Annotated in this window: 21 protein-coding genes and 1 tRNA gene; 12 read left to right on the forward strand and 10 right to left on the reverse strand. The window is 68.7% G+C overall.

Annotated features, from left to right (window positions below; all coding sequences use genetic code 11):
• Positions 1 to 49 precede the first annotated feature (49 nt).
• The 3 genes from QC765_RS12605 (at position 50) to QC765_RS12615 (ending at position 2,219) form a co-directional block, all read left to right on the forward strand.
• Positions 50 to 586 (forward strand): very short patch repair endonuclease, encoded by a 537-nt coding sequence (locus QC765_RS12605; protein WP_278314804.1) that lies wholly within the window; start codon positions 50 to 52, stop codon positions 584 to 586.
• 42 nt (positions 587 to 628) lie between these two features.
• Positions 629 to 1,444 carry a serine hydrolase domain-containing protein gene (locus tag QC765_RS12610; RefSeq protein ID WP_278314805.1) on the forward strand — a complete coding sequence of 272 codons (816 nt, stop codon included), beginning with the start codon at positions 629 to 631 and terminating at the stop codon, positions 1,442 to 1,444.
• 271 nt (positions 1,445 to 1,715) lie between these two features.
• The gene (locus QC765_RS12615) at positions 1,716 to 2,219 is read left to right on the forward strand and encodes a DUF3145 domain-containing protein (protein ID WP_278314924.1); all 504 of its coding nucleotides are present in this window, start codon (positions 1,716 to 1,718) and stop codon (positions 2,217 to 2,219) included.
• Here QC765_RS12615 and QC765_RS12620 read toward each other — a convergent pair whose 3' ends face one another.
• The 6 genes from QC765_RS12620 to aceE all read right to left on the reverse strand — a co-directional run bounded on the left by QC765_RS12620 (position 2,220) and on the right by aceE (position 10,546).
• Positions 2,220 to 3,671 carry an acyl-CoA carboxylase subunit beta gene (locus QC765_RS12620; RefSeq protein ID WP_278314806.1) on the reverse strand — a complete coding sequence of 484 codons (1,452 nt, stop codon included), beginning with the start codon at positions 3,669 to 3,671 and terminating at the stop codon, positions 2,220 to 2,222. It abuts the gene before it with no gap.
• Between the two features lie 133 nt (positions 3,672 to 3,804).
• Positions 3,805 to 5,076 carry a KasA/KasB family beta-ketoacyl-ACP synthase gene (locus tag QC765_RS12625; RefSeq protein WP_278314807.1) on the reverse strand — a complete coding sequence of 424 codons (1,272 nt, stop codon included), beginning with the start codon at positions 5,074 to 5,076 and terminating at the stop codon, positions 3,805 to 3,807.
• Positions 5,077 to 5,078: 2 nt separating this feature from the next.
• Complete coding sequence (gene acpM / locus QC765_RS12630; RefSeq protein ID WP_149361367.1) at positions 5,079 to 5,378, reverse strand: meromycolate extension acyl carrier protein AcpM; 300 nt, start codon at positions 5,376 to 5,378, stop codon at positions 5,079 to 5,081.
• A 55-nt stretch (positions 5,379 to 5,433) separates the two neighbouring features.
• Entirely contained in the window at positions 5,434 to 6,366 is a 933-nt protein-coding gene (locus tag QC765_RS12635) for an ACP S-malonyltransferase (RefSeq protein ID WP_278314808.1), read from the reverse strand.
• A gap of 143 nt (positions 6,367 to 6,509) precedes the next feature.
• Positions 6,510 to 7,754, reverse strand: a complete 1,245-nt coding sequence (locus tag QC765_RS12640) for a PucR family transcriptional regulator (RefSeq protein WP_278314809.1) — start codon at positions 7,752 to 7,754, stop codon at positions 6,510 to 6,512.
• A complete protein-coding gene (aceE, locus tag QC765_RS12645) occupies positions 7,751 to 10,546 on the reverse strand; it encodes a pyruvate dehydrogenase (acetyl-transferring), homodimeric type (RefSeq protein WP_373876748.1) in 2,796 nt (931 codons plus the stop codon). Before aceE ends, QC765_RS12640 begins: the two co-directional genes overlap by 4 nt.
• 436 nt (positions 10,547 to 10,982) lie before the next feature.
• On the opposite strand from aceE, the gene QC765_RS12650 reads away from it, so the two are divergent.
• The 8 genes from QC765_RS12650 (at position 10,983) to QC765_RS12685 (ending at position 20,258) form a co-directional block, all read left to right on the forward strand.
• Positions 10,983 to 11,372, forward strand: a complete 390-nt coding sequence (locus QC765_RS12650; protein WP_278314925.1) for a DUF3052 domain-containing protein — start codon at positions 10,983 to 10,985, stop codon at positions 11,370 to 11,372.
• Positions 11,373 to 11,479: 107 nt separating this feature from the next.
• Complete coding sequence (locus QC765_RS12655; RefSeq protein WP_278314926.1) at positions 11,480 to 11,959, forward strand: peroxiredoxin; 480 nt, start codon at positions 11,480 to 11,482, stop codon at positions 11,957 to 11,959.
• Positions 11,960 to 12,046: 87 nt separating this feature from the next.
• Positions 12,047 to 12,121 (forward strand) — tRNA-Val (locus QC765_RS12660).
• Between the two features lie 403 nt (positions 12,122 to 12,524).
• Complete coding sequence (locus tag QC765_RS12665; protein ID WP_278314811.1) at positions 12,525 to 14,132, forward strand: serine/threonine-protein kinase; 1,608 nt, start codon at positions 12,525 to 12,527, stop codon at positions 14,130 to 14,132.
• An 89-nt stretch (positions 14,133 to 14,221) separates the two neighbouring features.
• Positions 14,222 to 14,833 carry a TetR/AcrR family transcriptional regulator gene (locus QC765_RS12670; protein ID WP_278314812.1) on the forward strand — a complete coding sequence of 204 codons (612 nt, stop codon included), beginning with the start codon at positions 14,222 to 14,224 and terminating at the stop codon, positions 14,831 to 14,833.
• Between the two features lie 43 nt (positions 14,834 to 14,876).
• On the forward strand, positions 14,877 to 16,283 hold the full coding sequence (locus QC765_RS12675; RefSeq protein WP_278314813.1) for an adenylate/guanylate cyclase domain-containing protein: 1,407 nt from the start codon (positions 14,877 to 14,879) through the stop codon (positions 16,281 to 16,283).
• Positions 16,284 to 16,300: 17 nt separating this feature from the next.
• Positions 16,301 to 17,290 (forward strand): hypothetical protein, encoded by a 990-nt coding sequence (locus tag QC765_RS12680; protein ID WP_278314814.1) that lies wholly within the window; start codon positions 16,301 to 16,303, stop codon positions 17,288 to 17,290.
• Position 17,291: 1 nt separating this feature from the next.
• Complete coding sequence (locus QC765_RS12685) at positions 17,292 to 20,258, forward strand: tetratricopeptide repeat protein (RefSeq protein ID WP_278314815.1); 2,967 nt, start codon at positions 17,292 to 17,294, stop codon at positions 20,256 to 20,258.
• Between the two features lie 20 nt (positions 20,259 to 20,278).
• Here the strand turns inward: QC765_RS12685 and QC765_RS12690 are convergent, their stop codons facing one another.
• Positions 20,279 to 21,580 carry an FtsX-like permease family protein gene (locus tag QC765_RS12690; protein ID WP_278314816.1) on the reverse strand — a complete coding sequence of 434 codons (1,302 nt, stop codon included), beginning with the start codon at positions 21,578 to 21,580 and terminating at the stop codon, positions 20,279 to 20,281.
• On the reverse strand, positions 21,577 to 22,257 hold the full coding sequence (locus tag QC765_RS12695; protein WP_278314817.1) for an ABC transporter ATP-binding protein: 681 nt from the start codon (positions 22,255 to 22,257) through the stop codon (positions 21,577 to 21,579). The genes QC765_RS12690 and QC765_RS12695 overlap by 4 nt, the downstream gene beginning before the upstream one ends.
• A 136-nt stretch (positions 22,258 to 22,393) precedes the next feature.
• Between QC765_RS12695 and QC765_RS12700 the strand changes: the two genes are divergently transcribed.
• On the forward strand, positions 22,394 to 23,371 hold the full coding sequence (locus tag QC765_RS12700; protein WP_278314818.1) for a cobalamin biosynthesis protein: 978 nt from the start codon (positions 22,394 to 22,396) through the stop codon (positions 23,369 to 23,371).
• Here QC765_RS12700 and QC765_RS12705 read toward each other — a convergent pair.
• Complete coding sequence (locus tag QC765_RS12705) at positions 23,324 to 24,217, reverse strand: SURF1 family cytochrome oxidase biogenesis protein (protein WP_278314819.1); 894 nt, start codon at positions 24,215 to 24,217, stop codon at positions 23,324 to 23,326. The genes QC765_RS12700 and QC765_RS12705 overlap by 48 nt on opposite strands.
• 80 nt (positions 24,218 to 24,297) lie before the next feature.
• On the reverse strand, positions 24,298 to 24,753 hold the full coding sequence (locus QC765_RS12710) for a low molecular weight protein-tyrosine-phosphatase (RefSeq protein WP_278314820.1): 456 nt from the start codon (positions 24,751 to 24,753) through the stop codon (positions 24,298 to 24,300).
• Positions 24,754 to 24,758: the final 5 nt, after the last annotated feature.

Genomic DNA, 24,758 nt, shown 5'->3' on the forward strand with positions numbered 1-24,758 from the left:
CCTGCCGAGGCCCTCGCTAGGATGTTGTCCGAGGAGCCGGATCCGCCTGGTGTTGCGACGACCGCATGAATCCACCGCGCGGAAGCTGTCGTTTTTCGCACACGAGCGGGCGCTGGAGGGCGCCGCCAAGGCGCCCAGCGGTGACACTGGAGGGGTGGCGGACTTCCTCACCCCGGCGGAGCGCTCGGAGCGGATGGCGCGCATCCGCGGCAAGGACACGGGCCCGGAGCTCGCGCTGCGCCGCGCCCTGTTCGCCGCGGGCCTGCGGTACCGGGTGCGGTATCGCCCGTTCCCGGCGAATCGCCGCATGTCGGTCGATGTCGCGTTCACCCGGCTCCGGATCGCGGTGGAGGTGCGGGGCTGCTACTGGCATGGGTGCCCCGAGCACTACCGGCAGTCCTCGAGCAACGTGGCGTACTGGTCGGGGAAGATCGCGGGCAACGTGGCGCGCGACGAGCGCAAGGAGCGGCTGCTCGAGGAGCGCGGATGGTCGCTGATCGTGGTGTGGGAGCATGAGCGGCTCGGCGATGCAGTGGAGCGCGTGCTCGGCGCGGTACGGGAGGCGCGGGACGCCGTCGAGAGCTAGCGCGCCGCCCAGGCCGCGGGGCAACTGGCTACCCTGGTGGGCGTGGAGATTCTTGCGCTGATCGAGGAATGGCCGGTGGATTTCGCGGCCGCTGCGGTGGTCACGGACGACGGCGTGGTGGGTTCGCTGGGCGATGCGGATCGGGTGGTGCCGCTGGCGTCAGTGACGAAGCTGCTCGTGTCGTATGGCGTCCTGCTAGCAGTGGAGGAGGGGGCGATAGCCCTGGAGCAGCCTGCTGGGCCGCCAGGATCGACGGTGCGGCACCTCCTGGCGCATGCCTCGGGACTGGCTTTCGCGGACCGCAATAGCGTCGAGGATCCGGGTTCGAAGCGAATCTATTCGAGCGCGGGATTCGAGGTTCTCGCGGAATTGATTGAGAATGAGACGAATATCCGGTTTGCGGATTACTTGTCCGAGGGCGTGCTCGCCCCGCTGGCCATGAGGAGCACTCGCCTGGTGGGTCCCGCGGGCCATGGGGCGGAATCAACCCTGGCGGACCTATCGGCCTTCGCGGGGGAGCTGCTCGACCCCCGGTTGCTTGCCCGTGAGACTGTCAGCGCGGCAACACAAGTCGTGTTTCCCGAGCTCGACGGAATAGTTCCAGGATATGGGATGCAGCGGCCGTGCGACTGGGGGCTCGGTTTCGAGGTTCGCGGGACGAAGCGGCCCCACTGGACCGGAGCGCGCAATACTTCGGCAACATTCGGGCATTTCGGTCAATCGGGAACGTTCCTCTGGGTCGATCCCGGCCCCCGCATTTCCGTCATTGTGTTGACAAACCGGGACTTCGGCGACTGGGCCAAGCCGCGGTGGCCGGAGCTGTCCGATGCCGTAGTTGAAGAAATCGCGAAGAAGTAACGAAAATCAGTCGAAACACTAGCGAGACCGGCGACACGTGTGCACACTATCTTGCAACAGCAAGCGCTGTGCTAACGGGAAGCCCGGATTCACGGGTGGAACAGGGACACGCTCGCTGGGGTCGCGCCGACGCGCGGCCCGAACTTCGGCATCAGCCCGGCCTCGTCCAGGCTCCTGCCGTTGAGCACGCCACCGGAGACTGGTGCGAGAGCCGTTTGGGGAAGACGTTTCTCGTCTGTTCCAGATACCGGAGGTGTTTTGAGTGTCGGCAATGATGCAGGCCACCGATGCGACTACGGGCGTTGTGCACGTCCATTCGTCGCCGTCCGCCTTGTGCCCGCATGTGGACTGGGCGATCGCGGCGACCCTGGGCTGCCGCTCGCGCGTGCGCTGGTCGGCACAACCGGCCTCGGGCGGTGAGCTGTGCGCGACGATCAACTGGGTTGGTCCCGTGGGCACCGGCGCACGGCTGGCGAGGTCCTTGTCCGTCTGGGAGGACCTGCGCTTCGAGGTCACCGAGGATGCCAGCGAGGGCATCGATGGCGAGCGCTTCTGCCATACTCCCGCGCTCGGGCTCTGGCGCGGCACCATGAGCGCCAACGGTGACACGGTCATCGGTGAGATGCGGCTGCGCACGATCATGGCAGAGCGGGCCCACGACCTCGCGGCGGCGCTCGATGAGGCAATGGGCACGGACTGGGACGACGAGCTAGAGCCCTACCGCTTCGCGGGCGATGGCGCCGAGGTGACCTGGATCAGCCGCCGCGTTGGTTGATCAGAGCGGGATGTTCCTGTGGCGGCCCCGCTTGATCGGGGTCTCCGCGATGGCCTGCGCGATACGGCTGCGGGTCACGGAGGGGTCGATCTGCTCATCGACGACACCGATGTCCATCGCTCGGCCGACACCACCCGTGATGGCCTCGTGCTCCTCGGCGAGGCGCTGGTGCAGGGCCTCGCGCTCCTCCTCGGTGCCAGCGGCCGCGAGGGCGCGCTTGTGCAGGATCCCGACCGCTGCCTTGGCACCCATGACGGCTACCTCGCCGCCGGGCCAGGCGAATACCTTCGTCGCGCCGAGAGCGCGGGAGTTCATGGCGATATAGGCGCCACCGTAGGCCTTGCGCAGGACGAGCGTCACCCGCGGCACGGAGGCATCGGCGAACGCGTGCAGCAGCTTGGCGCCGCGGCGGACCACGCCCTCCCACTCCTGGCTCACCCCCGGCAAATAGCCGGGCACGTCGACGAGGACCACCAGCGGCACGCCGAACTCGTCGCAGATCCGCACGAAGCGGGCAGCCTTCTCGGCGCTCTCGGAGTTGAGGCAGCCGCCGAGGCGGAGCGGGTTGTTGGCGAGAACGCCCACGGTGCGGCCGCCGAGACGGCCGAAGCCCACGACCACGTTCGGCGCCCACTTGGCCTGCAACTCGATGAAGCTGGACATCTGCTGTCCGTCACCGGCATCGACCTGGTCGAGGAGCTGGCGCACGATGGGATGGATGTCGTAGGCACGGCGGTTCGACTCGGGCAGCAGGGCGCGCAGGTCGGAATCTCCACGGTGCGCGGCGTCGAGGTCCATCTCGCCCTGGTCGGCGAGCAGCGAGACGAGGCTGCGCGCCTGGTGCATGGCATCCATCTCGTCAGCAGCAGCGATATGCGCGACACCGGACTTGCGGGTGTGGGTGGCGGGGCCACCGAGCGCCTCCATGTCGACCTGCTCGCCCGTGACCGAGCGCACCACGTCGGGGCCGGTGACGAAGACGCGGCTCTCGGGCGCCATGATGACCACGTCGGTCAGCGCGGGCCCGTAGGCGGCGCCACCGGCAGCAAATCCCAGCACCACGGAGATCTGGGGGATGACGCCGGAGGCACGGACCATGGCCTCGAACATCAGGCCCACGGCGTGCAGCGCCTCGACGCCCTCGGCGAGGCGCGCGCCACCGGAGTGCCATAGCCCAACGATGGGCACTTCCTCCTCGATCGCGGTGTTGATCGCGTTGACGATGTGCGCGCAGCCATCCACGCCCATGGCGCCACCCATGATGGTGCCATCGGTGCAGAAGGCGATGGTGCGCACTCCGTCGACGCGGCCAGCTGCCGCGAGCACGCCGGAGTTGTCCCGGGCATGCAGGAGGGTGATCGAACCGGGATCGAAGAATCGCTGCAAGCGGCCCATCGGGTCGCGCGGGTCGGGTGTGGTATCCCGTGTGGTCCTCGGCGCCAAGACGGTCATCGCTCCTCCAAATCCCAGTCCGGTCGAACTGCCTCGTTGTATATGTCTGTTCAGTCTCGATATGTGTTACGTGATGCTGCTCGTGCTGTTCGCTGACGTCGTTGGCAGCGAACGTCCGGGTGCATGATCGCGCCTAGGCGCGGCCAAACACGATCGAGACGTTGTGCCCGCCGAAGCCGAACGAGTTCTTGATGGCGACGTCGAACTGGCCGTAGCGGGGCTCGCCCGCGACGACATCGAGATCGACATCGGGATCCTGGTTGTCGAGGTTGAGGGTCGGAGGGATCACGCCGTCCCGCACCGCCAGGATCGTCAGGATCGATTCCAGCGCGCCGACCGCTCCGATGGAGTGGCCGAGAGCTGATTTTGGAGCGTAGACAGCCGCATGGTTGCCGACGGCTGAGTTGATCGCCCGTGCTTCCGCCACGTCGCCGACTGGTGTCGCGGTGGCGTGGGCGTTGACGTGGCTCACATCGCTGGCCTCCACGCCGGCGTGCGCCATGGCCTTGCGCATGGCCCGGGCGGCACCGGTGCCCTCGGGCTCGGGAGCGACGATGTGGAACCCATCCGAGGTGATGCCCGCGCCAAGGACGCGCGCATGGATGGTCGCGCCACGCGCGCGGGCGAAGTCCTCCCGCTCGAGGACGAGGACCGCGCCGGCCTCGCCGAAGACGAACCCATCCCGGTCCTTGTCGAAGGGCCGGGAGGCGCCCTTGGGATCATCGTTGCGCGTGCTCATCGCCCGCATCATCGCGAACCCAGCGATAGCCATGGGCTGCAGCTGGGACTCGACGCCGCCGGTGATGACGACATCGGCCTCGCCGTCCCTGATCATCCGCCAGGCCTGCGCGATGGCCTCGCTGCCGGATGCGCAGGCGGATACTGGAGTGTGGACGCCGGCCTTGGCGCCGTACTCGAGGGCGATGGTGGCAGCAGGCCCGTTCGGCATCATCATCGGCACGGCCATCGGGGAGACCTTGCGGGCCCCGCCCTCGAGCATGGCGACGTGCGAGTTGACGAGCGTGTCGTAACCGCCGATGCCAGTGCCAAGGACGACTGCGAGGCGCTCCTTATCGACCTCCGGGCTGCCCGCGTGCGCCCAGGCGTTTCGCCCCTGGACGAGCGCGAGCTGCTCGACGAAGTCCATCCGGCGCACCTGCACCTTGGTCAGTGACTCCTCGGGCCGGACCTTGAGCCGCCCACCGATCGTGACTGGCATGCCGAGTTCCTCGACCCAGGGATCGGTGAGCGACTCGATGCCGCTCTCGCCCGCGAGCAGGCTCTTCCAGGTGCCATCGATATCGCCAGCGAGCGACGTGGTCGCGGCGATGCCGGTGACGACAACGGAAGGCCGGGTGGAGCTGCTGGACCCGGTGCTTGTGGACGTAGTAGCGGAATCAGTCACGGTCAGTTCTCGCTTGCACCCTTGAGGGCATCGGTGTTGACGCCTTCAACACCCTCGGCCTCGAGCTTCTGGATGTAGGAGACGGCGTCGCCGACGGTGCGCAGCGAGGCGAGGTCCTCATCAGGAATCTTGATGCCGTACTTGTCCTCGGTCTGCACGGCGATCTCCACCATCGACAGGGAGTCGATATCAAGGTCGTCAACGAAGGACTTCTCGATCGTCACCTCGGACGGCTCGATGCCGGTGACCTCTTCGATGATCGACGCGAGGCCGGTGACAATATCTTCCTGGGTTGCGGCCATGGAATATGGCTCCCTTCTCATTTTTCTTCTCGTTGGAGTTGGCGATATTGAGTTGTCAGTCGACGAGCGCGAAGCGTGCTTCGAACTCGTCGAGGTCTTCGGGGGTGTTGATGGCGAGCTGGGGAACGCCGCGCATGGTGCGCTTCGCGATCCCGGTGAGCGTGCCCGCCGGGGCCAGCTCGGCCAGCCCTGTCGCGCCGCTATCGCGAACCGTGTCGCTGCACAGGTCCCAGCGAACAGGACGGGTGATCTGGGCGACGATACGGTCGAGCGCTTCGCTTCCGGACCGCACGGCCTGCCCGTCCGCGTTGGACAGCAGGGTCCGGCGCGGGTTCTCGGTCGCGATGTCCGCGGCGGCCTCGGCCACCGCATCCTGGGCAGGTGCCATGAACTCGGTGTGGAACGCCCCCGCGACAGCGAGAGCGCGGACCTTGGCGCGCTCGGGCGGGTTCTCCGCCAGCTGGGCGAGCGCGTCCTTGGGCCCGGCCGCCACGATCTGCCCGGGTGCATTGCGGTTGGCCGCGGTCAGTCCGAGCTCGGCGAGGCGGGCGAGGACGTCCTCCTCGGCTCCACCGAGCACCGCGGTCATGCCGGTCTCGACGGCCGCGCATGCCTTGGCCATCTCGCGGCCGCGCAGGGCGGCCAGCGCGACAGCGTCGTCGCTGGAGATGACCCCAGCGATCGCGGCCGCGGCGAGCTCCCCGACCGAGTGGCCGGCGACGATGCCAGCTAGCTCGGGGTGCTTGTCGAGCAGGCCGCGCTGGGCGATCTCCTCGAACGCGATCAGGGCCGAAGCGACTACCAGTGGCTGGGTGACGGCGGTGTCAGTGATCTCATCTGCCTCGGCGACGGTGCCGAGGCGCACGAGATCGAGCCCAGCGGCCTTGGACCACTGGGCTACCCGGTCATGCACCGAGGGCAGCTCGAGCCATGGCGCGAGCATGCCTGGCTTCTGGGAGCCTTGTCCTGGGGCGAGTAGTGCTATCACGGGTTCCAGGGAACACCCTTGGGGCCCGTTTCTCAGGTGTTTTTAAGCACCAACCTTGGGGCAATAGTTTGTAGGGTTCCCACAAACCGCCCCGATCGGCCCAGGCATCGCCAGCACCGCCAGGAACGTTACAGAGAACTTTTTCACAATGTTACGGAAGTGATGTCTGGGAACTGGAGTAACGGTTCTGCATCAGAGCGCATCAAACGGCCCACGGATTCCGCCACGCGCAGTACATATGCGTCGCGTGGATTGTTCGGTTCGAGCCCCGTGATCTCCGCGATCTTCTTCAGCCGGTACCGCACCGTATTGGGATGAACGAACAAAGCCCGCGCGCACGCTTCCACCGCGCCACCAGCCTGGAGGTACACGTCCAGCGTCTCGCTCAGCGAGTTCGCGGCCTTCGCCAGAGGGGTCACGATCTGCGTGTTGAGCGCCCGCACCGCATGCGCATCACCGAGCAGGGCGCGCTCGGGGAGCAAGTCCGACGCCAGGGCGGGACGCGGGGCCAGCCGCCATCCCGGCGCCGCGCGCAGGGCGATGGTCGCCTCCCGCCAGCTCATGTGCGCGGTCGACAACGAGGGCGCGGTCGGACCGACCACCACATGGCTATCGGAGAATGCCCCGAGCAGGTCCGAGATGAATTCTCCGCGTACTGGAACCTCGCCATTGATGATCGCCACCAGCGTCGCGCCCTGCACCACCGATAGCGCCGAGCGGCCGTGCTTCTGGGCCGCCGCGTGCACCGTCGAGACCGCTGAGACCCCGCTATCGGGTGGTGGGGTACCTACAATCACCGTCGCCGGAGCATTCGCCTCCCAGTTCAGCGTCGCTGCCCGCGACAGCATCGAGGAATCGGAGTCCCCGCGCACCACCGCATCGACCACGAGCGCCTCGAGCCGGGTATCCCACGCGCCCCGCGACTCCGCCGCCGTCGCATAGACCGCTGCGGCCGCGAAGCCGACCTCCACCCGGTAGCGCAGGACCGCCACGGTCAAGGCCTGGAGCTGCTGGTCGTTGCGGGTGATCCGGGACAAGTAGTTCTCGAAGAACTCCATGGCCACCCGCACCATCTCCACCGTCTGCCGCAGCGTCACCCCGCGCGCGAGATCGTTGGGCACCACGCGGAAGGAGTCCACCGTCTTCCAGATGTCGCGGTTCGGGTCCTTCATCCAGTCCACGAAGTTCGACACCGCGTTCTGCACCAGCAGGTGCACCGTCGATCGCTGATCGGCATCGAGATCGGCGAAGAAGTCCAGCTGCTCCTGCATCGACTTGACCGCTTCGGTGGAGAGCCGGCCCGAGTATTGCTTCAATCGCCGCAGCAGCGCATCGGAGAGCAGGTTCTCCGCGCTCGGCGCGCGCGGCGGCCGTGGAGTGCTCGTCATGCCACCCCGGGATCGGTCGTCTGCTCAGGCGCGGAGGCCACATCGTCGATGCGGTACCGGCGGGCCGCCTCGACCGCGCGCTCCCGGTCGAGGTCGCCATTCTCGGCCAGCGCGAGCAGCACGCCCACCACGATCGACTCCGCATCGATATTGAAGAACCGGCGAGCGGCCGGCCTCGTGTCCGAGAAGCCGAATCCATCGGCCCCGAGCGTCACATAGTGGCCCGGGACCCAGGTGCGGATCTGGTCCGGCACCGCGCTCTCGAAATCCGAGACGCCCACGAACGGCCCCTGCGAGTCGCGCAGCGCGGCCGTCACGTAGGCCTCCTTCTTCGGGGTGCTTGGATCCTTCAGTGCTGCATCCTCGCACCGGCGGCCGTCGCGGCGCAGCTCGTTCCATGACGTCACCGACCACACGTGCGCCGCCACGCCCCATTCGCTCGCGAGGATCTCCTGCGCTCGCAGTGCCCACGGGACCGACACCCCCGAGGCGAGGATGCTCGCCCGCTTGCCCTCGCCAGAAGCGGGGGAGTAGCAATGCAGGCCACGCAGCACCGCGTCCACATCAAGCCCCTCCGGCTCGGCGGGCTGCAAGTACGGCTCGTTGTACAGGGTGATGTAGTAGTAGATGTTCTCCGGCTCGGGCCCATACATGCGGCGCAAGCCGTCCCTGACGATGTGCGCGATCTCGAAGGCGAAGGCGGGATCGTAGGCGACCACGGCCGGATTGGTCGACGCGAGCGTGTGCGAATGCCCATCGGCGTGCTGCAGGCCCTCGCCCGTCAGTGTCGTGCGGCCCGCGGTGGCCCCGAGGATGAAGCCTCGCGCCATCTGGTCGGCCGCGGCCCAGAAGCTGTCACCGGTGCGCTGGAAGCCGAACATCGAATAGAAGATATAGATCGGGATCATCGGCTCGTCATGCGTCGAGTACGACGTGCCTGCCGCGATGAACGATCCCGCGGAGCCTGCCTCATTGATCCCCTCGTGCAGGATCTGCCCGGACTCGGACTCCTTGTAGGCCAGCATCAGGTCCGCGTCCACGGAGGTGTAGAGCTGGCCGTGCCGGTTGTAGATCCCCAGCGAGGGGAACCACGAGTCCATGCCGAACGTGCGCGCCTCGTCCGGGATGATCGGTACGAACCGCTTGCCGATCTTGTCATCGCGCAGCAGGTCCTTGAACAAGCGCACGACCGCCATCGTCGTCGCGATGTCCTGCTTGCCCGAGCCCTTCCGGATCGACGCATACGGCTTGTCGCCCGGCAGCTCGAGCGCCCTCGCCGTGGTGCGCCGGCGCGGCACGAACCCGCCGAGCTGCCGCCGCCGATCCAGCAGGTACTGGATCTCCGGGGCATCCTCGCCGGGATGGTAGTACGGCGGCAGGTACGGGTCCTTCTCGAGCTGCTCATCACTGATCGGGATGCGCTGCGTATCGCGGAAGTGCTTCAGGTCCTCGAGCGTCAGCTTCTTCATCTGGTGCGTGGCGTTGCGCGCCTCGAAATGCTCGCCGAGCGCGTAGCCCTTGATCGTGTGCGCGAGGATCACCGTCGGCTGGCCCTTGTGCTCCGTCGCCGCCCGGTACGCCGCGTACACCTTGCGATAGTCATGCCCGCCGCGCTTGAGGTTCCAGATCTCGGCATCCGAGAGGTCCTCCACCAGCGCCTTCGTGCGCGGATCGCGGCCAAAGAAGTGCTCCCGCACATGGCCGCCATCGTTGGCCTTGTACGTCTGGAAGTCGCCGTCCGGGGTGGTGTTCATCAGGTTCACCAGCGCGCCGTCCTTGTCCGCGTAGAACAAGCGATCCCACTCGCGGCCCCAGATCACCTTGATCACATGCCAGCCAGCGCCCCGGAAGAACGACTCGAGCTCCTGGATGATCTTGCCGTTGCCCCGCACTGGCCCATCGAGCCGCTGCAGGTTGCAATTGATCACGAAGGTCAGGTTGTCCAGGCCCTCCATCGCCGCCACATGCACCAGCCCGCGCGACTCCGGCTCATCCATCTCGCCATCGCCGAGGAAAGCCCACACATGCTGGTCCGAGGTGTCCTTGATGCCCCGCGCCTGCAGGTAGTGATTGAAGCGCGCCTGATAGATCGCGTTCATCGGCCCGAGGCCCATCGATACCGTGGGGAACTCCCAGAAATCCGGCATCAGCCGCGGATGGGGATAGGACGGCAGGCCCCCGCCCTCGCCGCGATGACTGTGCTCCTGCCGGAAGCCATCGAGCTGCTCGGGGGTCAAGCGGCCCTCGAGGAACGCGCGCGCATAGATCCCCGGTGATCCGTGCCCCTGGATGAAGATCTGGTCGCCGCCGCCCTCATGATCCTTGCCGCGGAAGAAATGATTGAACCCGACCTCGTACAGCGCCGCCGACGAGGCGTATGTCGAGATATGACCGCCCACGCCCACGCCCGGCCGCTGCGCCCGATGCACCATGATCGCCGCGTTCCAGCGGATCCACGCCCGGTACCGGCGCTCGACATCCTCATCGCCGGGGAACCAGGGCTCCCGCTCCGTCGGAATCGTGTTCACGTAATCGGTCGATGTCAGCGCCGGGACCGCGACACGCCGCTGGTTGGCCCGCTCGAGCAGCCGCAGCAACAAGTATCTGGCCCGTTGCGGCGACGAATGCTCCAGCATCCCATCGAACGACTCGAGCCACTCCGACGTCTCCTCCGGATCGATATCCGGCAAGTACGAGGCGATCCCTTCGCGGATCACTCGCACATGGTCCCGATCCCGCGACACACCATCGCTCGATGACTGCTCAGGCACTCGATCACTCCTTGTGGGCATGTACCTCGTGGACACCCGCGCCCCGCCGCGGCTCGCAGCGCAGCCCAGCCTATGACCCACATTACTTTCGCGAGCACCGCCAGTGCAGGGCCACAGCCAAAACACCTTGCGCAGCGGCTTCCGGCGCGCGTCCAGCGGCCCGCCCGCAGCCCAAACGGCGACAGCACCACCACCAAACCGGTAGGGTGGCCCCCGTGAAGCAGGTGCACGGACACCATCCCCCCGGCACGCCCCGCGAGGACAGCGCCAGCGCGCGACAAGCCGCGCCGCACGCCGCAGCGGGAAACGGAACAGCGGGACGCAGGGCAGCAAGCACAACGCGCTGCTGACAAACCAGCCCCCGCACCGCACAATGATCACGGGATCAGCACACCCAGGCACAGAAGCAGGAGGACACACGAACGTGGCCGGGACGGACACTCGGAACTACGCACAAATGCTGGGCATCACCCAGGGAATGATCGTCCAGGAGATCGGCTGGGACGACGATGCCAGCGAGGAGGTCCGCGACTCAGTCGAGGAAGCCTGCGGCGACGCGCTGCTCGACGAGGACACCGACGAGGTCATCGACATCGTCATCCTCTGGTGGCGCGACGGCGATGGAGACCTCATCGACGAGCTCGTGGATGCCATCAGCCCGCTCTCGGAGGACGGCGCCATCTGGGTCCTCACGCCCAAGACCGGCACTCCCGGATACGTCGAGCCCAGCGAGATCGCCGAGTCCGCGCCCACGGCCGGACTCACCCAGACCTCCACCGTCAACCTCGGAGCCTGGACCGGAGCGCGCCTCGAGCAGCCCCGTGCCAAGGCCGGAAAGCGGCAATGAGCCCCAGCTCATCCAGCGCGGGCGACGCGAGCACCACTCCCGCAGGGCGCCAGCCTGGTGGATCGCAAGCCGGTGGATCGCAAGCCGGGGGAGAGCGTGCGGAGGGCGTGGGCCGATCCCCGCTCGCTGTCGGGGAGATCGCCCCTGGATTCACCCTGCGCGACCAGAACAACCAGCGCGTCAGCCTCGCCGGGTACCAGGGCCGGAAGAACGTTCTTCTCGTCTTCTTCCCGCTTGCCTACACCGGCACCTGCCAGGGCGAGCTGGGCCAGATCCGCGACAACATCGACACCTTCCGCAATGACACGACCGAGATCCTGACGATCTCCGTCAGCGCCCCGCCCATCCACAAGATCTGGTCGGCGGAGCAGGGCTACCTCTTCCCGGTGCTCGCCGATTTCTGGCCCCACGGCGAGGTCTCCGCGCGGTACGGCGTGCTCAACGAGAAGAATGGCACTCCCAACCGTGGCACCTTCCTCATCGATCGCGAGGGCATCGTCCGCTATGCCGAGATCGGACCGCCGGGAAAGCCACGCGATCAGTTGCAGTGGCAAGCTGCCATCGAGGCGCTCGCCAGCCAGCAATAACGTCGCGGGGGCTGAGCGGTGGAGCCTGCGCTCGAGCGTCGACTAGGACAGTACCGCGCGCCGGTGTAAAGTGGTCGCGCGGCATCCGGGCGTATAGCTCAGCGGTAGAGCGCTGCTCTTACACAGCAGTGGTCGGGGGTTCAAATCCCTCTGCGCCCACCATCATTACCGCTGTTCAGCGGCGAGCAAGATTCCTGGCCTCGCAGGTGGGGGAGCTCCAATGTCCCTGGCTGGCTCGGCGGATCTGCTAGCGAATGTCACGCGACGCGCCGCGACACGTGGCCTGGAACAGGACAATCACCAGCAGATCCTGGCGGCGACGCACGATCCCCGTCCACTATCCGCCCTGGCTTCCCGGGCGTGTTCCGATCCTGCGGGGTGTGACTCGTGTCCTAGCGGCATCGGGTGGTAGCGGCGGTACTCTCTACAGTGCGCGTTTCGGGCACTGCCGGCTGCTTGCCAGGTGCCGCGACGTGCTGGGCACGGGACCGGAACCGGTACCCCGAGCCCGCGGACCCGCGCTGCCCGGCGCGGGCCATCAGGATTTCACGACGCAAAGTTCGGAGTGGTTGTCATCAAGGCCGGGGAGTTGATCGCGAAGAACTATCGCCTCGTCGAGCGCATTGGCAGCGGCGGCGCAGGCGTGGTGTGGCGCGCGATCGATGAGCGGCTCGAGCGCCCGGTGGCGGTCAAGGAGATCCTCGTGCAGCCGGGCCTGCCCGAGAGCGAGCGGGAGATGCTGCGCCAGCGCGCGATGCGCGAGGCCCGCAACGCTGCCCGCTTCCAGCATCCCAACGCGATCGTTGTCTTCGATATTGCTGATCATGAGGGCAATCCATGCCTGGTGATGGAGTACTTCGAGTCCCGGAGCCTGGCCGAGGTGCTGTCCGCGCAGGGCACGTTGCCCTTGCCGCAGGTAGCGCGAATCGGTCGGCAGGTGGCCTCAGCATTGATGTCGGCGCATGGTGCCGGGATCGTTCACCGTGACGTGAAACCGGGCAATGTGCTGATCAATGATGCCGGGATCGTGAAGATCACCGATTTTGGCATCTCCAAGGCGGCCGGAGACGTGACGCTGACGGCGACCGGGCTGGTCTCGGGCACGGTCGCGTACCTGCCGCCAGAGATCGCGCGCGGTGCCGAGCCGACTCCCGCTTCCGACGTGTTCGGGCTGGGCGCCACGTTGTTCCACGCGCTCGAGGGCGAGCCGCCGTATGGGCGGGACCAGAATCCCTTGGCGGTCTTGTACAAGGCAGCGAGCGGCGAGATGGGCGAGCCGCAGCGCGCGGGCGAGGCGACTGTCCTGCTACAACGAATGCTGGCCTCGGATCCGGCGCAGCGGCCATCGCTGCGTGAGGCCCGGGCTGGACTGGCGCACGTTGTGGAGGGCAACGGCGCACGCGGCGCCGCGACTGTCCAGCACGGTCGGCGCCGCGGCCTGATCGAGGCTGTCCGCGCGAGCGTCCCGGCAGGCGTATCAGCCTCCCGCTCATCAACCACGCAGCTCGCGCCCCCGCCGCAGTCGCCGCCAGCGCCAGCCCCTCAACCCCGGCCGCGTCCGGCGCGGGCGCATACCGCGCAGGCCCAGCCGTACCAGTCCGACCCGTACCAGGCCGATGCGGCGCCGCGGCCAGCCTCGCGTGCCACCACAGTCGCCCCCTTCAGGACGGACGCGCGACCGCTGCCTGCTGCGGGATCCAGCTCGCGGCCCGTTGTGTTCACGGGCGCGGTAGTGATCGTGCTGCTGATGGTGCTCGGCCTGGTGTACGGCATCGTCACCATGTCGGGCAATGGCCTGGGCAGCGGGGCAGGGGAGACCTCCGAGTCGGCCGCTCCGGCCCTGGAGCAGACGCCAAGCTCGGGTGGCAATGTCGCCTGGGGCGCGGCGGGCGATGTCGTGGCGCGGTTCTACAGCAATCCCGCGGGATCCTGGTCCCTGCTCACCCCGGCCGCGCAACAGGTCTATGGCAGCGCCGCCGATTTCGAGGCGTACTGGTCCTCGCGCGTCGTGCAGAGCTTCGGCCGCATCGAGGCGTACGAGCTTGGAAACAATCCAGACGGATCGGTGGACCTCCGGGTCAATGGGCTCACCTACGACGGGCAGACCCGTGATCTCGAGGTGCGGGTGGTCGATGCCGGTGGCCAGTTGCTGATCGATAGCGATACGCGCTAGGAACCGCAGGGGTACCAGGATGCGCAACGGGTCATGCCGTGCGCCGGTAGGCTTGCCATGCCCGCTCGATGTACCCGTGGAGGATTGTGATGATCGGAAGGCCTCGCTCGCGTTCCTCGTACGCGCAGGCTGCCCGGTCGCTGCTGCGCGAGTCCGTGCTGACAGCGGTGGATGATCTGGTCCGCCATGACGGCTGGGCAGCGACGACGATCGACCGGGTAGCGAAGTCGGTCGGGATCAGCCGCCAGACCGTGTACAACGAGTTCGGATCGCGGCAATCGCTGGCGGAGGCCTATATCCTGCATCGGCTGGACCAGGTGCTGGACTCGGTATCGACTGTCGTGCGATCGGCCTCCACGCTGGAGGAGGGTTTCCGCGAGGCGCTGGTGATGTTCCTGGACATGGCTGACGAGCCCTTGATCCGCACCGTCCTCTCGGGCGGTGGCGATCGCTCGGGCCTCACGGAGCTGCTGCGCCAGGTCAACGAGCGCACGGTGGAGCGGCTGTCGAGCCTGATCCGGGAACTGACCCCGCATGTGAACGAGGATGATGCGGTGATCCTGGCGGATTCGATCGCCCGGTTGGCGGTCGCGAACGCGATCGCGCCCACGCATGGCCAGGATGTGGCCGTGCACCGGATGGTCCGCCTCGCGCAGATCTTCCTCGGTGCGATGGAGGCCAATCGGGGCGAGGAATCGTGAGCCACGCAGCAACTTCCGGCTCGGATGCCGCACGGTCGGCCGCATGAGGTCCTCGCGCGCTGGATTGCTGTTCGCGCTGCTCCTGGGGAACGCGCTCGTGGTCGTCTGGTGGTGGGCGAGCTCATGGCTGATCGATGACGGCATGGCAGGCTCCGCCGAGCGGTGGGCCATCGCGACTGTCGCGGTGCTCGGTGCCGCCGCGATCGTGCTTCGCGTGGATCGGTACATACGGGCGTGGACGAGCTCGAGCGTCGCCCCGACCGATGCCGATCTGCGCCAGGCCCTGGCCGCCGCGACGTTCGTCGCGCTGGGCTGTGGGTTTCTCTTTGGCGGCGGCATCGTGCTCGATCATGCCGTGGGCACCGGGGCGATGCCGGATGGTCTGGCCCCGTGGTGGATCGCCGCCTCGGTGGCGTGGCTGGCTGCGGGCGTCAATCATTGGATCGCGGTGTGGTGGCTGCGGCCAGCGCTGCTGCGCGAGTTCGATCACGCCGCCGTGGGTGCCGTCGCGACCTCGCGGGCATGGTCGGAGCGGATATGGACCGTTCGGGTCGTGACCGTGCCCGCCATGCCAGTTCTCCTGCTCGCCGGTGCCCATGCCAGCAGTGGCGCGGCGCAGGCCGCGATCCTGGTGGGCGTGACTGCCGTCGCGGCATCGTCGCTCTGGCTGGGCGGACGATCCGCCGCCCGGCTCGCGACGATCCGGGCCGCGATCCGGGGCCGCCACCGGCCCGTGGTGGACTCCGTGACGGAGCTTGGCGCGCTGCAGTCGGCCGTGGGCGGGCTCATCGACGAGTCCGTCCGCTCGGAGGCATCGCAGGCGCTCTTTGGTCAGCACGTGGGACGGGACGTGGCCGAGCAGGCGCTCGAGCACGGCACCGAGCTCCGCGCCGAGACCCGCTTCGTCGCGGTGATGTTCGTCGACCTGGTCGGGTCCACGCGCGCAGCGTCGACCATGCGCCCGGGCGAGGTCGTTGCCTTGCTCAACCGCTTCTTCGACATCGTGATCCGTGTGGTCGATCAGCATCGGGGCTTCGTCAACAAGTTCGTCGGCGATGAGGCGCTCATCGTGTTTGGTGCCCCCGTGTTCCAGGTGGATGCCGTCGCGCAGGCGCTCGCTACGGCGCGCGAGCTCGTGGAAGCGCTCGCGGACATGCCGGAGGTGCAGGTTGGCATCGGTGTGTCGGCCGGGACGGTCACCGCGGGCAATGTCGGGGCGGCGGAGAGGTTCGAGTACACCGTCATCGGGGACCCGGTCAACGAGGCGGCCCGGCTGACCGAGCTCGCGAAGAAGCATCCCGGTAATGTCCTGGCATCAGCCACGGCAGTGGGCTTCGCCTCCGAGGCCGAGCAGGCACTGTGGGCGAGCGGCGACCTCGTCGAACTGCGCGGCCGGAGCAAGCTCACGAGGCTTGCCTGGCCCGTTGCGCCAACGTATACGCACGGCTAGGCACTATTGTCAGGTCCGTGGCGAGAAAACAGCCGGTCGCCGGAGCCGGCGACCCCGAGGAACTGCTGGACGCGCTGACGGAGTTCGTGAGCGACAAGCTCAGTGGCGATACCCTCGCCAAACTTGTGCACGTCGAGGTCGGGCATGCGCTCGCGGCCGCGGAGCAACTCACCCTCGGCGAGGTGGTGACGCCGCAGCAGGTCAGTGGCGCCGCCATCAAGTACGCGCTCGAGTGGCGCATCGAGGGCGCGATCCCGGAGCTCGCGGGCGATATCGCGGGGCGCATCCACGAGAGGCTGCTCCACGACAACGATGCCCGCGATGTAGCCGTTGCCGCGGAGAAGTTCCTCGCGATGCCAGCGTTCCATCGCATCATCGACCTCGTCTACCACAGCCCGGCGGTGCGCGGCTCCGTCGCTTGGTTCCTCTACCGGGCAGCCCTGGAGTCAATCAACCGCAACCGCGACCTGATGGCCAGCACCCCGGGGCTCGGGATGCTGGTGCGGCTCACGGGCGCGCTGGGAAACCGGGTCGCTCCCGCGGCCCCGGCGCATGTCGATCGGGCCGTGCGGGGCGCTGTGGAGCGAATCGTTGCCGGAGTCCTCGACGCTGCGGATACTCCTGACCTTGCCGTTCCCCGACCCGCGGCGGGAGCGTCCACCGCCGAGCTCCTCGAGGCGCACATCGGCTCGTCCCTCACCGCTCAGGAGCTCGAGGACCTGCTCGTCCTCGGGTTCGAGATCTGGAACGACATGCGCGGGACCCGCGCGCTGCGCGCCGCCGTGGAGGAGGGCGTGGCGGTCTTCTTCCAGAAGTACTCCCACTACACGCTGGCCGACCTTCTCGACGAGCTCGGCGTGAGCCGGGAGGACATGATCGAGGAAGCACTGCGCTTCGCCCCGCGAGTGCTGGGGCTCGTCCAGGAGAACGGCATGCTCGAGAGCTTCGTGCGCCGCCAGTTCCGCGACTTCGTTGAATCCGAGCGCGTGCGCCGGTTGCTCTCCTGACATGATGGCCGACAATCCTGGAGCACGAGCGGCAGAGGGTGGACGCCATTCCCTGGTCCTGGGAGTGGCAGGTGGTACCGATCCTGGAGTGCCTGGCCGCGCGCTGGGATTGCATCGTGCCCTCGTCGGCCCCGGCGGCTGGCAGGGCACGGCAGCCGCGGAGGGAATCGCGCTCGACCCGGGGATGGCAGGCTCGCGCGCGCTGATCGACCGCGCTCTCGCGGCCGCGCACTCCGAGGGCGCGACCCTGCTGCTCGGGATCGTCAGCGATGCCGTGCGGACCGAGGGCACCGCGGTGCTGCTCGGGCACGGCAGCGAACTGCTGGACCTGGGTGCCTTCGTGCGTGAGCTGCGTGAGCGCTACCGAGGCATCGACGGGATGATCCTGCTGCTCGATGCCCCGATCGCGCTGCCACCGGGCTGGACCAGCACGCTCGCGGCTGGCCCTGCCGGAAGTGGCTTGGCCGGAAGTGGGCGCATCGAGGTGCTCGCGGGCACAGGACTAGCTGCCGACGTGATGGACATCGCCGCGGCGGGTATTCGCAACGCGGGATCACGCATCACGGCCAGCGACATCCGCGCCGCCTCGGGCAGGAGTGGCCAGTCCGTGGACGCGGACGATCCCGCCCTCTGGATCCTCCCTAACCAGGCCCGCGCGCACGACGTGACCAACGGGTCCGCGCGCGCCACCCTGATCGATGCGCGGCTCGCGGGATTCTCGCTCACGCCATCGCAGCAGCGCGCCGCCGAATCAGTCATCGAAGCACGCGATCACCGGCTCGTCACGATCACCGGTGCCCCTTCATGCGGCAAGTCCACAGTCCTCGCCGCCCTCACCAGGCCCGACCAGTTCGCCGCGATCGACCACTGCAGCCCGCGCCACGTCGCCGCGATCGTGCTGGTCCATGCCTGGCACTCCGTCGAGGAGATCGCCGCCGAGATCGCCACTCAGCTCCACGAACGCATCCCAGGACTCGCGCCGCGACCTATCAACGGGACAGTCCCCGGCATGGCAACCGAGCGGCTCCTGGAGAAACCACTCGCTGCGTGCGCAACGGATTGGCAGCGGCCCCTCATCGTCATCCTCGACGGCATCGACCAACTGCCCCGGCCGGAGATCAAGCGGCTCGACGAAGCGATCGGCACGCTGCTCTCCCGGCAGGAGGGCGCGCTCGCGCGGCTGCGGATCATCGTCAGCATCCGCGACATGATCGACCTAGCAACGTTGCCGTCGCTCGCAAGTGGGCTGCGCGCTGGCCTGCTGGGCGATCCCGCATGGCTGCCCGCGCGCCTCGGGACCGTGGGGGGAGCGCCAGCTGTCGAGCTCGAGGAGCTAGTGGCGCGCCGGGTCCAGGACGTCATGGCAGCCAGCAGCGCCCCGGAGGCCGCGCGCCTCGTGCTCGCGCTGCTGCTTGCCACGGGCGCGGCACCGATCCTGCCGCGGTCGATCATCGAGACCGCTCTGGCGATGCGGGGCCTTGCTGATGCCCGGGCATTCGTCGGCGAGGTCCTCGCCCTGGCCGGGCCTCTCGCGGAACGCGCTGCCCCGGGCGCGAGCGAGGAGACCGTGGGCCTGAGCAGGCACGCTCCTGCCCCAGCGATCCGAGCCGTCGTCGACCCCGCGGGCACGGCGATGGCCGAGGCGCACCGGGCGATCGTGGACGCTGCCCAGCACCTCAGCACCACCGCCGCTACCCGAGGCAGCGCAGCAACCGCAGCCTTCGCCGCGCATGAACGGCTGGTGCTGCCCTACCACTGCCTGCACGGCGGACTGCCCGAGCAGGCACTCGCCCTGCTCTCCGCCGCCGCGGGGAACTCGCACGCCGCGGACAACCAGGCACGCTGGTCGCGCTGGAGCACCATCGCCGCCGACGTCCTCGGCCCGAGCCATCCCGTTGCGCTCTCGCTGCGTGGAAATGCCGCCGGTGCCCGGGGAATCGCCGGGGATCCCGCAGGGGCTGCCGAGGACTTCACCGTGCTCGCCTCCGATCGCGAGCAACTCCTCGGCGCCGAGCATCCCGATACGATCGCCACCCGCAACAATGTCGCCGTCTGGCTCGGCAAGTCTGGCCAGCACCGGGCCGCCGCCGCCGAGTTCGCCGCGATGCTTCCCGTGCTCGAGCGCCTGCACGGCCCTGCTCATCCAGCAACGGTCGCGACGCGCGACCACCTCAACCACTACCTCGCCAGCATGGCCGCCGCCGTGGCGACCCCGGACGAGGCGCGGGCGACCCTGCGGGACCAGCAGCGCGTGCTCGGCCGCGAGCATCGCGCCACGCTCGCTTCCCGATTCCGGCTCGCCACGATGAGCGCGGCCTCCGGGGACCATGCCGCAGCGATCACCCAGGCCACGCAGGTGCTCCACGACCAGCGGCGCATCCTTGGCCCTGCGCACCCGGACGTGCTGGAGACGCTGCATTCCCTGGCGTCGTGGCGGCATCGAGAGGGCGACCACCACGGCGCCCTGACCGATCTGATCGCGCTCGCCGAGGGGCGGGCGCAGCTACTCGGGGACGACCATCCCGAGACCCTCGCAGCGCGCGGCGGCCTGGCCCGCGCCAAAGCCGATGCCGGTGAGCTGCACGGCGTGATCAAGGAGCTCGAGGACCTCGTCCCGCTCCAGCAGCGCGTGCTTGGCGCCGACCACCCCGACACCTTGGCCGCGCGCAACAATCTCGCATTGTCCCGCGGCAAGGTCGGCGAGATCGAGCGCTCGCTGCGCGAGTTCGGGCAACTCCTCGCGGACCGGGAGCGAGTTCTGGGACCCGAGCATCCCGCCACCCTGACCACGCGCGCGAACCTCGCGTGGATCAAGGGGCGCAATGGTGATGCCGCGGCCGCGCTCCGCGCCTACGAGGAACTCATCCCGCTGCTCGAGCGGGTCCTTGGCGGCGATCATCCGCGGGTCGCGGCCGCGCGCAAGGGCCGCGCCCGATGGGCCAGGGAAATCTCCGCCCACCGCGCCTAGCATGCCCGATCAGCGTCCGCTCATGACCTGGCTGTGACGACCCGGCGCAGCAGGGGACGGGTGGCAAGCACCCCGCCGAGGACGATGGCATTGCCGAGGGCGAGCAGCACCAGCAACTGGCCGAGCGCGAGCGGATCGAGCAGGACCACGGCACCGGTGATGGGGAACAGGAACGCTAGCGCGGCGCCCGCGGAGACCAGCGACAGCACCAGGACGGGGCCACGGGCCTGCCGCGACCGCGCCGCCTGCATCACCGGGACGGGCGTCCCGGCGTGATGCAGCGCAACATACAGCTCGCGATGCTCGAGGATCGACGCGGCCTGGGCGAGCGCCGACGAGATCGCCGCGAGCAGGAAAGTCACTACCAGGGTGAATGCCACACCGAGCCGCATGTCGCTCATCAATTGCTCCTCGCCGTTGCCGCTGCCGATCGCGGTGAGCAGCGCGGTGCCCGCGGCGACGAAGCTGGCCACGGCCACGCCACTGATGGCCCGCCACGCCTGCGCCGGGGCATCGAGGACACGGCGCGCGGCGATCAACGACGCGGCATCGTCGGCCCGCGCGAGCATGGCCCGGCCGACGAGAGCGACGATGCGCGAGCCCACCACGTTGAGCATCGCGAAGGTGATCGCGAGCGCGATGAGCAGGCCGGTGATCCCCGCGGCGGCAGTGTTGGCCTGCGTCCACAGCAGCAGGACCCCACCGACCACGAGCAGCAGCACGAGTCCCCGAGGACGCGGCGCGTGCCGCTGGGCAACGCCGAGCGGGGTGATCGCGATGCTTCGCAGCCCGAGCAGCGACGTGGCAGCCGCGAGCACGACCACGCCGACGATGATCGCGAGCAGCATCCAGGGGCCCACCCACAGCTCGCTGGCCGAGAACGGCTCGCCCTGGAACGGCAGCAGCGCCACCACGGGAAGCAGTGCCGCGCTGAGCACCGCGCCGAGGCATGCTCCGATCAGCCCCGCGATCGCCGCCTCGAGCATCGCCAGCCCCGCGACATCACCCGGGGTGGCTCCCGCGAGGCGCAACGAGGCCAGGCGCGCGTCGCGCTTGCGGGCACCGAGCCGCGCGGCGGCGAGGCCGAGGGTGAAGCACGGGATCACCACGAGGACGCTCGCGATCGAGGCCAGCGTGAGATAGAACTGGGCATCGGGGTGGGAATCGCGGCCAGCGAACGCGCCGTGCCCACCGACAACAATCAGCGCCAGCGCTGTCGCGGCAGCGAACGCGAGGATCGGCAAGGCCAGCGTCGCGAGCAGCCGCGGCCCCTCGGCGCGTGCCGTCATCCGTGTCACGCGCACGATCGTGGCGGCGCTCATGACGCGCTCCGCTGCGCCAGGCGACCATCGTGCATGTGGATGACGTGCTCGCAGTACCCGGCCACCTGCGGGTCATGGGTCACCACGACCAATGCAGTCCCGAGGTGGCGGCTGGCCTCCACCAGGATTCCCATCACGTCCTGCGAGGTCCGTGCGTCGAGTGCACCAGTGGGCTCATCGGCGAACAGCACCTTGGGCCGGGCGACCATCGCGCGGGCGATCGCGACCCGTTGCGCCTGCCCGCCGGACATCTCTCCAGGGCGGCGTTCCTCCAGCCCGGCGATGCCGAGCGGAGCGAAGAACGCGGCTGCCCTATCCCGCGCGGCACGCACGGCCATGCCGTCGAGGATGAGGGGCAGCGCGACATTCTCGATAGCGGGCAGCTCGGGCAGGAGCTGCCCGGACTGGAAGACAAAACCGAAGGAGCGTCGCCGTAGCGCGGTCCGCGCGGATTCCCGCAGGGCGCTGATGTCCGTTCCCTCGAGGATGACCTCACCAGCATCGGGCTGCACGATGCCGCTGAGCAGGTGCAGCAGGGTGGACTTGCCGGAGCCGGAGGGGCCCATGATGGCGAGCGTGCCGCGATGCTCGATGGAAATGCTGGCGTCGTGGAGGACGGTGTGGGGGCCGTAGCGCTTCGTGAGGCCACGTCCGCTGAGAACGGCGGTCTGTGTCATGCTCTCCACGGTGCCGTGGCGGGCGGGCAGAAGCGTCGGGCCACGGTCCGATCCTCGCGGCGACCACGTCATGCCTGGGTAGGACGCGGGCGGGATCTCTACCCAGGACGATGGGCTGACAGGAGCGGGAACGAGGATGCGTCATTCGTGGGCGGCGGACAGGGCCGCGGGGCTCGCGATGGGAGTGCTCGCGGATCGATTGCTGGGGGATCCGCAGCGGTTCCATCCCGTCGCGGGATTCGGGACGCTCGCGCACCGGGCCGAGCAAGCCGGGTACCGGGATACGCGAGCCCGGGGCACTGTGCACTGGCTGGTGCTCGTCGGTGGCACTGCTGGTGCTGCCTGCCTGGTGGAGCTCGTGCTGGCGCGGCACGGCACGCCCCGGCTGGCGCGGATCGGGTGGACCGCCGGTGCCACCTGGGCAACACTGGGCGGCACGAGCCTGGCCCGCGTCGGCGCGCGCATGGCGGCACATCTCGAGGCTGATGACCTGGACGCGGCACGCGCGCTGCTGCCGTCGCTGTGCGGGCGGGATCCCGCGCTGCTCGATCTTGCGGGCATTGCCCGCGCGACGGTGGAATCGATCGCGGAGAACACGTCCGATGCCACGATCGGGCCGCTGGTATGGGTGGGACTGCTGGGCGCTCCCGGAGCACTCGCGTACCGGGCGATCAACACCCTCGACGCGATGGTGGGCTATCGCTCGGAGCGCTACGAGCGGTTTGGCTGGTTCTCGGCCCGCGCCGACGATGTGGCGAACCTGCTCCCGGCCCGCTGCTGCGGCGCGATCACCGTTGCCGCGGCCCCGCTAGTGGGCGGATCACCAGCTGTGGCCTGGCGGTCGTGGCGGCGGGACGCGCGTTCCCACCCGAGCCCCAATGCTGGCGTGGCGGAAGCCAGCGCGGCCGGCGCGCTCGGTATCCGGCTCGGCGGCACGACGAGGTACCGGCACGGCACGGAGGAACGTCCTGGCCTCGGGGAAGGACCGCCCCCGGGAGTCGTCGATGTGCGGCGCGCGGCGCGCTTGTCCCGGTGCGTGCAGGCCGGGGCTGCCGCGCTGGTGGTGCTAGCGGTGGTGGCCGTACCGGTCGGCAAGCACATCGCGCGGGCGTGAGGGCTTGGCGGGCCCCGGTGCTGAGGTACCAAGGTCAGCGGCCCCAGGCTCGGTGGACCCGTCGTCGTTGGCCTCGTCTTCTGTGGCCACGGCTTCCTGGGAACTGCCGCGCCCCCGCCGCTCCCGGAGCTCGGCGCGCACGAAGTACAGCAGCCCGAGCGGGGCCATGATCCCGAACGCGATCCACTGCAGCCCATAGGACAGGAATGGCCCGGCATCGAGCTGCGGCAGTCCGATCACGCCAAGGCCACCCGGCTGATCGGCCGCGAGCTGCACATAGAAGCCCGGCAGATCGGCACCGGTCGCGGCACTGATCTCGCGAGGATTGATCGAGTACACCTGCACCACGCCATCGGCGCCGTCGATGACGTCCCGGCCGGTAGAGCCCTCGGGCATGCGCACCCGTCCCTCGAGCTGCACCTGGCCCTCGGGCGGCGCCGCGAACCCGGGCACCTCGGTGCCCACATCGGTGGGCACGAAACCCCGGTTGACGAGCACCACTGGGCCGCTCTCGAGCTGGAAGGGCGTGAGCACCTCGAACCCGGGCGTCGCATCGACCGACCGCAACCGCGCGACCACCTCGTCGGCGGGCAGGTATGAGCCGGTGAGCAGAACCCGTCGCCACTCGCTGTCCGCCGGGGGCGCGGCCTGATCGGTCATGAGCTCGCCAACGGGAACGGGCGCCGCGTCGAGCGACTGCTCGATCAGGGAGTTCCGTTGCTCGGTCTCGGCGTTCTTGCCGAGCTGCCACGGCGCGAGCACCGTGAACGCGAGGTAGGCGAACATGCCCACGATGAGGATGAGAACCACCCATCCCGGGCGGACGAGGAAACCGAGTCGGCGCACGCTACCACGGTAGCCGCGTGGACCGGGCAGGTCGAAACCGTCAGCTTCCGAACGCCACGAATGTCACAACCGCGCGCGCTCTACAGCCGCGCGCGGATCCAGTCCAGGATTCCGGGTATCGCGGCCTCGATCTGCTCGCGCACCTCCTCGAACTCCCGCAGGCTGCCCCAGTAGGGGTCGGCGACCTGCCAGGATGGCGCACCGGGATCGAACTCGCGCAGCAACCGCACCCGCGAGATGTCCGCGCCGCGCTTGCGGAGCTCTAGGACATGGCCCTCGTCGAGCGCGAGGATCAGATCAGCGCCGAGATGCTCCGCCGAGACTGTCGCGGCCACGTGATCGGTGGTGTAGCCGGCCTCGCGCAGCACCGCGACCGCACGATGATCAGCGGGCTCGCCGATATGCCACGATCCGGTCCCGGCGCTGCTGACCTGGACCTGCTCGTGCAGCCCATGCTCGCGCAGCGCATCCGCGAGGATCCGCTCGGCCATCGGGGAGCGGCAGATGTTGCCAGTGCAGATGAAGGTGATATGCACGTTTT

The sequence above is a fragment of the Hoyosella levis genome (assembly GCF_026008515.1).
GTDB classification, from domain to species: domain Bacteria; phylum Actinomycetota; class Actinomycetes; order Mycobacteriales; family Mycobacteriaceae; genus Lolliginicoccus; species Lolliginicoccus levis.

Bases quoted from the DNA above. Each gene is read 5' to 3' on its own strand.
- QC765_RS12615 (WP_278314924.1), top strand. From the start codon at position 1,716: ATGATGCAGGCCACCGATGCGACTACGGGCGTTGTGCACGTCCATTCG.
- QC765_RS12620 (WP_278314806.1), bottom strand. From the start codon at position 3,671: ATGACCGTCTTGGCGCCGAGGACCACACGGGATACCACACCCGACCCG.
- acpM (WP_149361367.1), bottom strand. From the start codon at position 5,378: ATGGCCGCAACCCAGGAAGATATTGTCACCGGCCTCGCGTCGATCATC.
- QC765_RS12640 (WP_278314809.1), bottom strand. From the start codon at position 7,754: ATGACGAGCACTCCACGGCCGCCGCGCGCGCCGAGCGCGGAGAACCTG.
- aceE (WP_373876748.1), bottom strand. From the start codon at position 10,546: ATGCCCACAAGGAGTGATCGAGTGCCTGAGCAGTCATCGAGCGATGGT.
- QC765_RS12650 (WP_278314925.1), top strand. From the start codon at position 10,983: ATGCTGGGCATCACCCAGGGAATGATCGTCCAGGAGATCGGCTGGGAC.
- QC765_RS12670 (WP_278314812.1), top strand. From the start codon at position 14,222: ATGATCGGAAGGCCTCGCTCGCGTTCCTCGTACGCGCAGGCTGCCCGG.
- QC765_RS12675 (WP_278314813.1), top strand. From the start codon at position 14,877: ATGAGGTCCTCGCGCGCTGGATTGCTGTTCGCGCTGCTCCTGGGGAAC.
- QC765_RS12685 (WP_278314815.1), top strand. From the start codon at position 17,292: ATGATGGCCGACAATCCTGGAGCACGAGCGGCAGAGGGTGGACGCCAT.
- QC765_RS12690 (WP_278314816.1), bottom strand. From the start codon at position 21,580: ATGAGCGCCGCCACGATCGTGCGCGTGACACGGATGACGGCACGCGCC.
- QC765_RS12695 (WP_278314817.1), bottom strand. From the start codon at position 22,257: ATGACACAGACCGCCGTTCTCAGCGGACGTGGCCTCACGAAGCGCTAC.
- QC765_RS12700 (WP_278314818.1), top strand. From the start codon at position 22,394: ATGCGTCATTCGTGGGCGGCGGACAGGGCCGCGGGGCTCGCGATGGGA.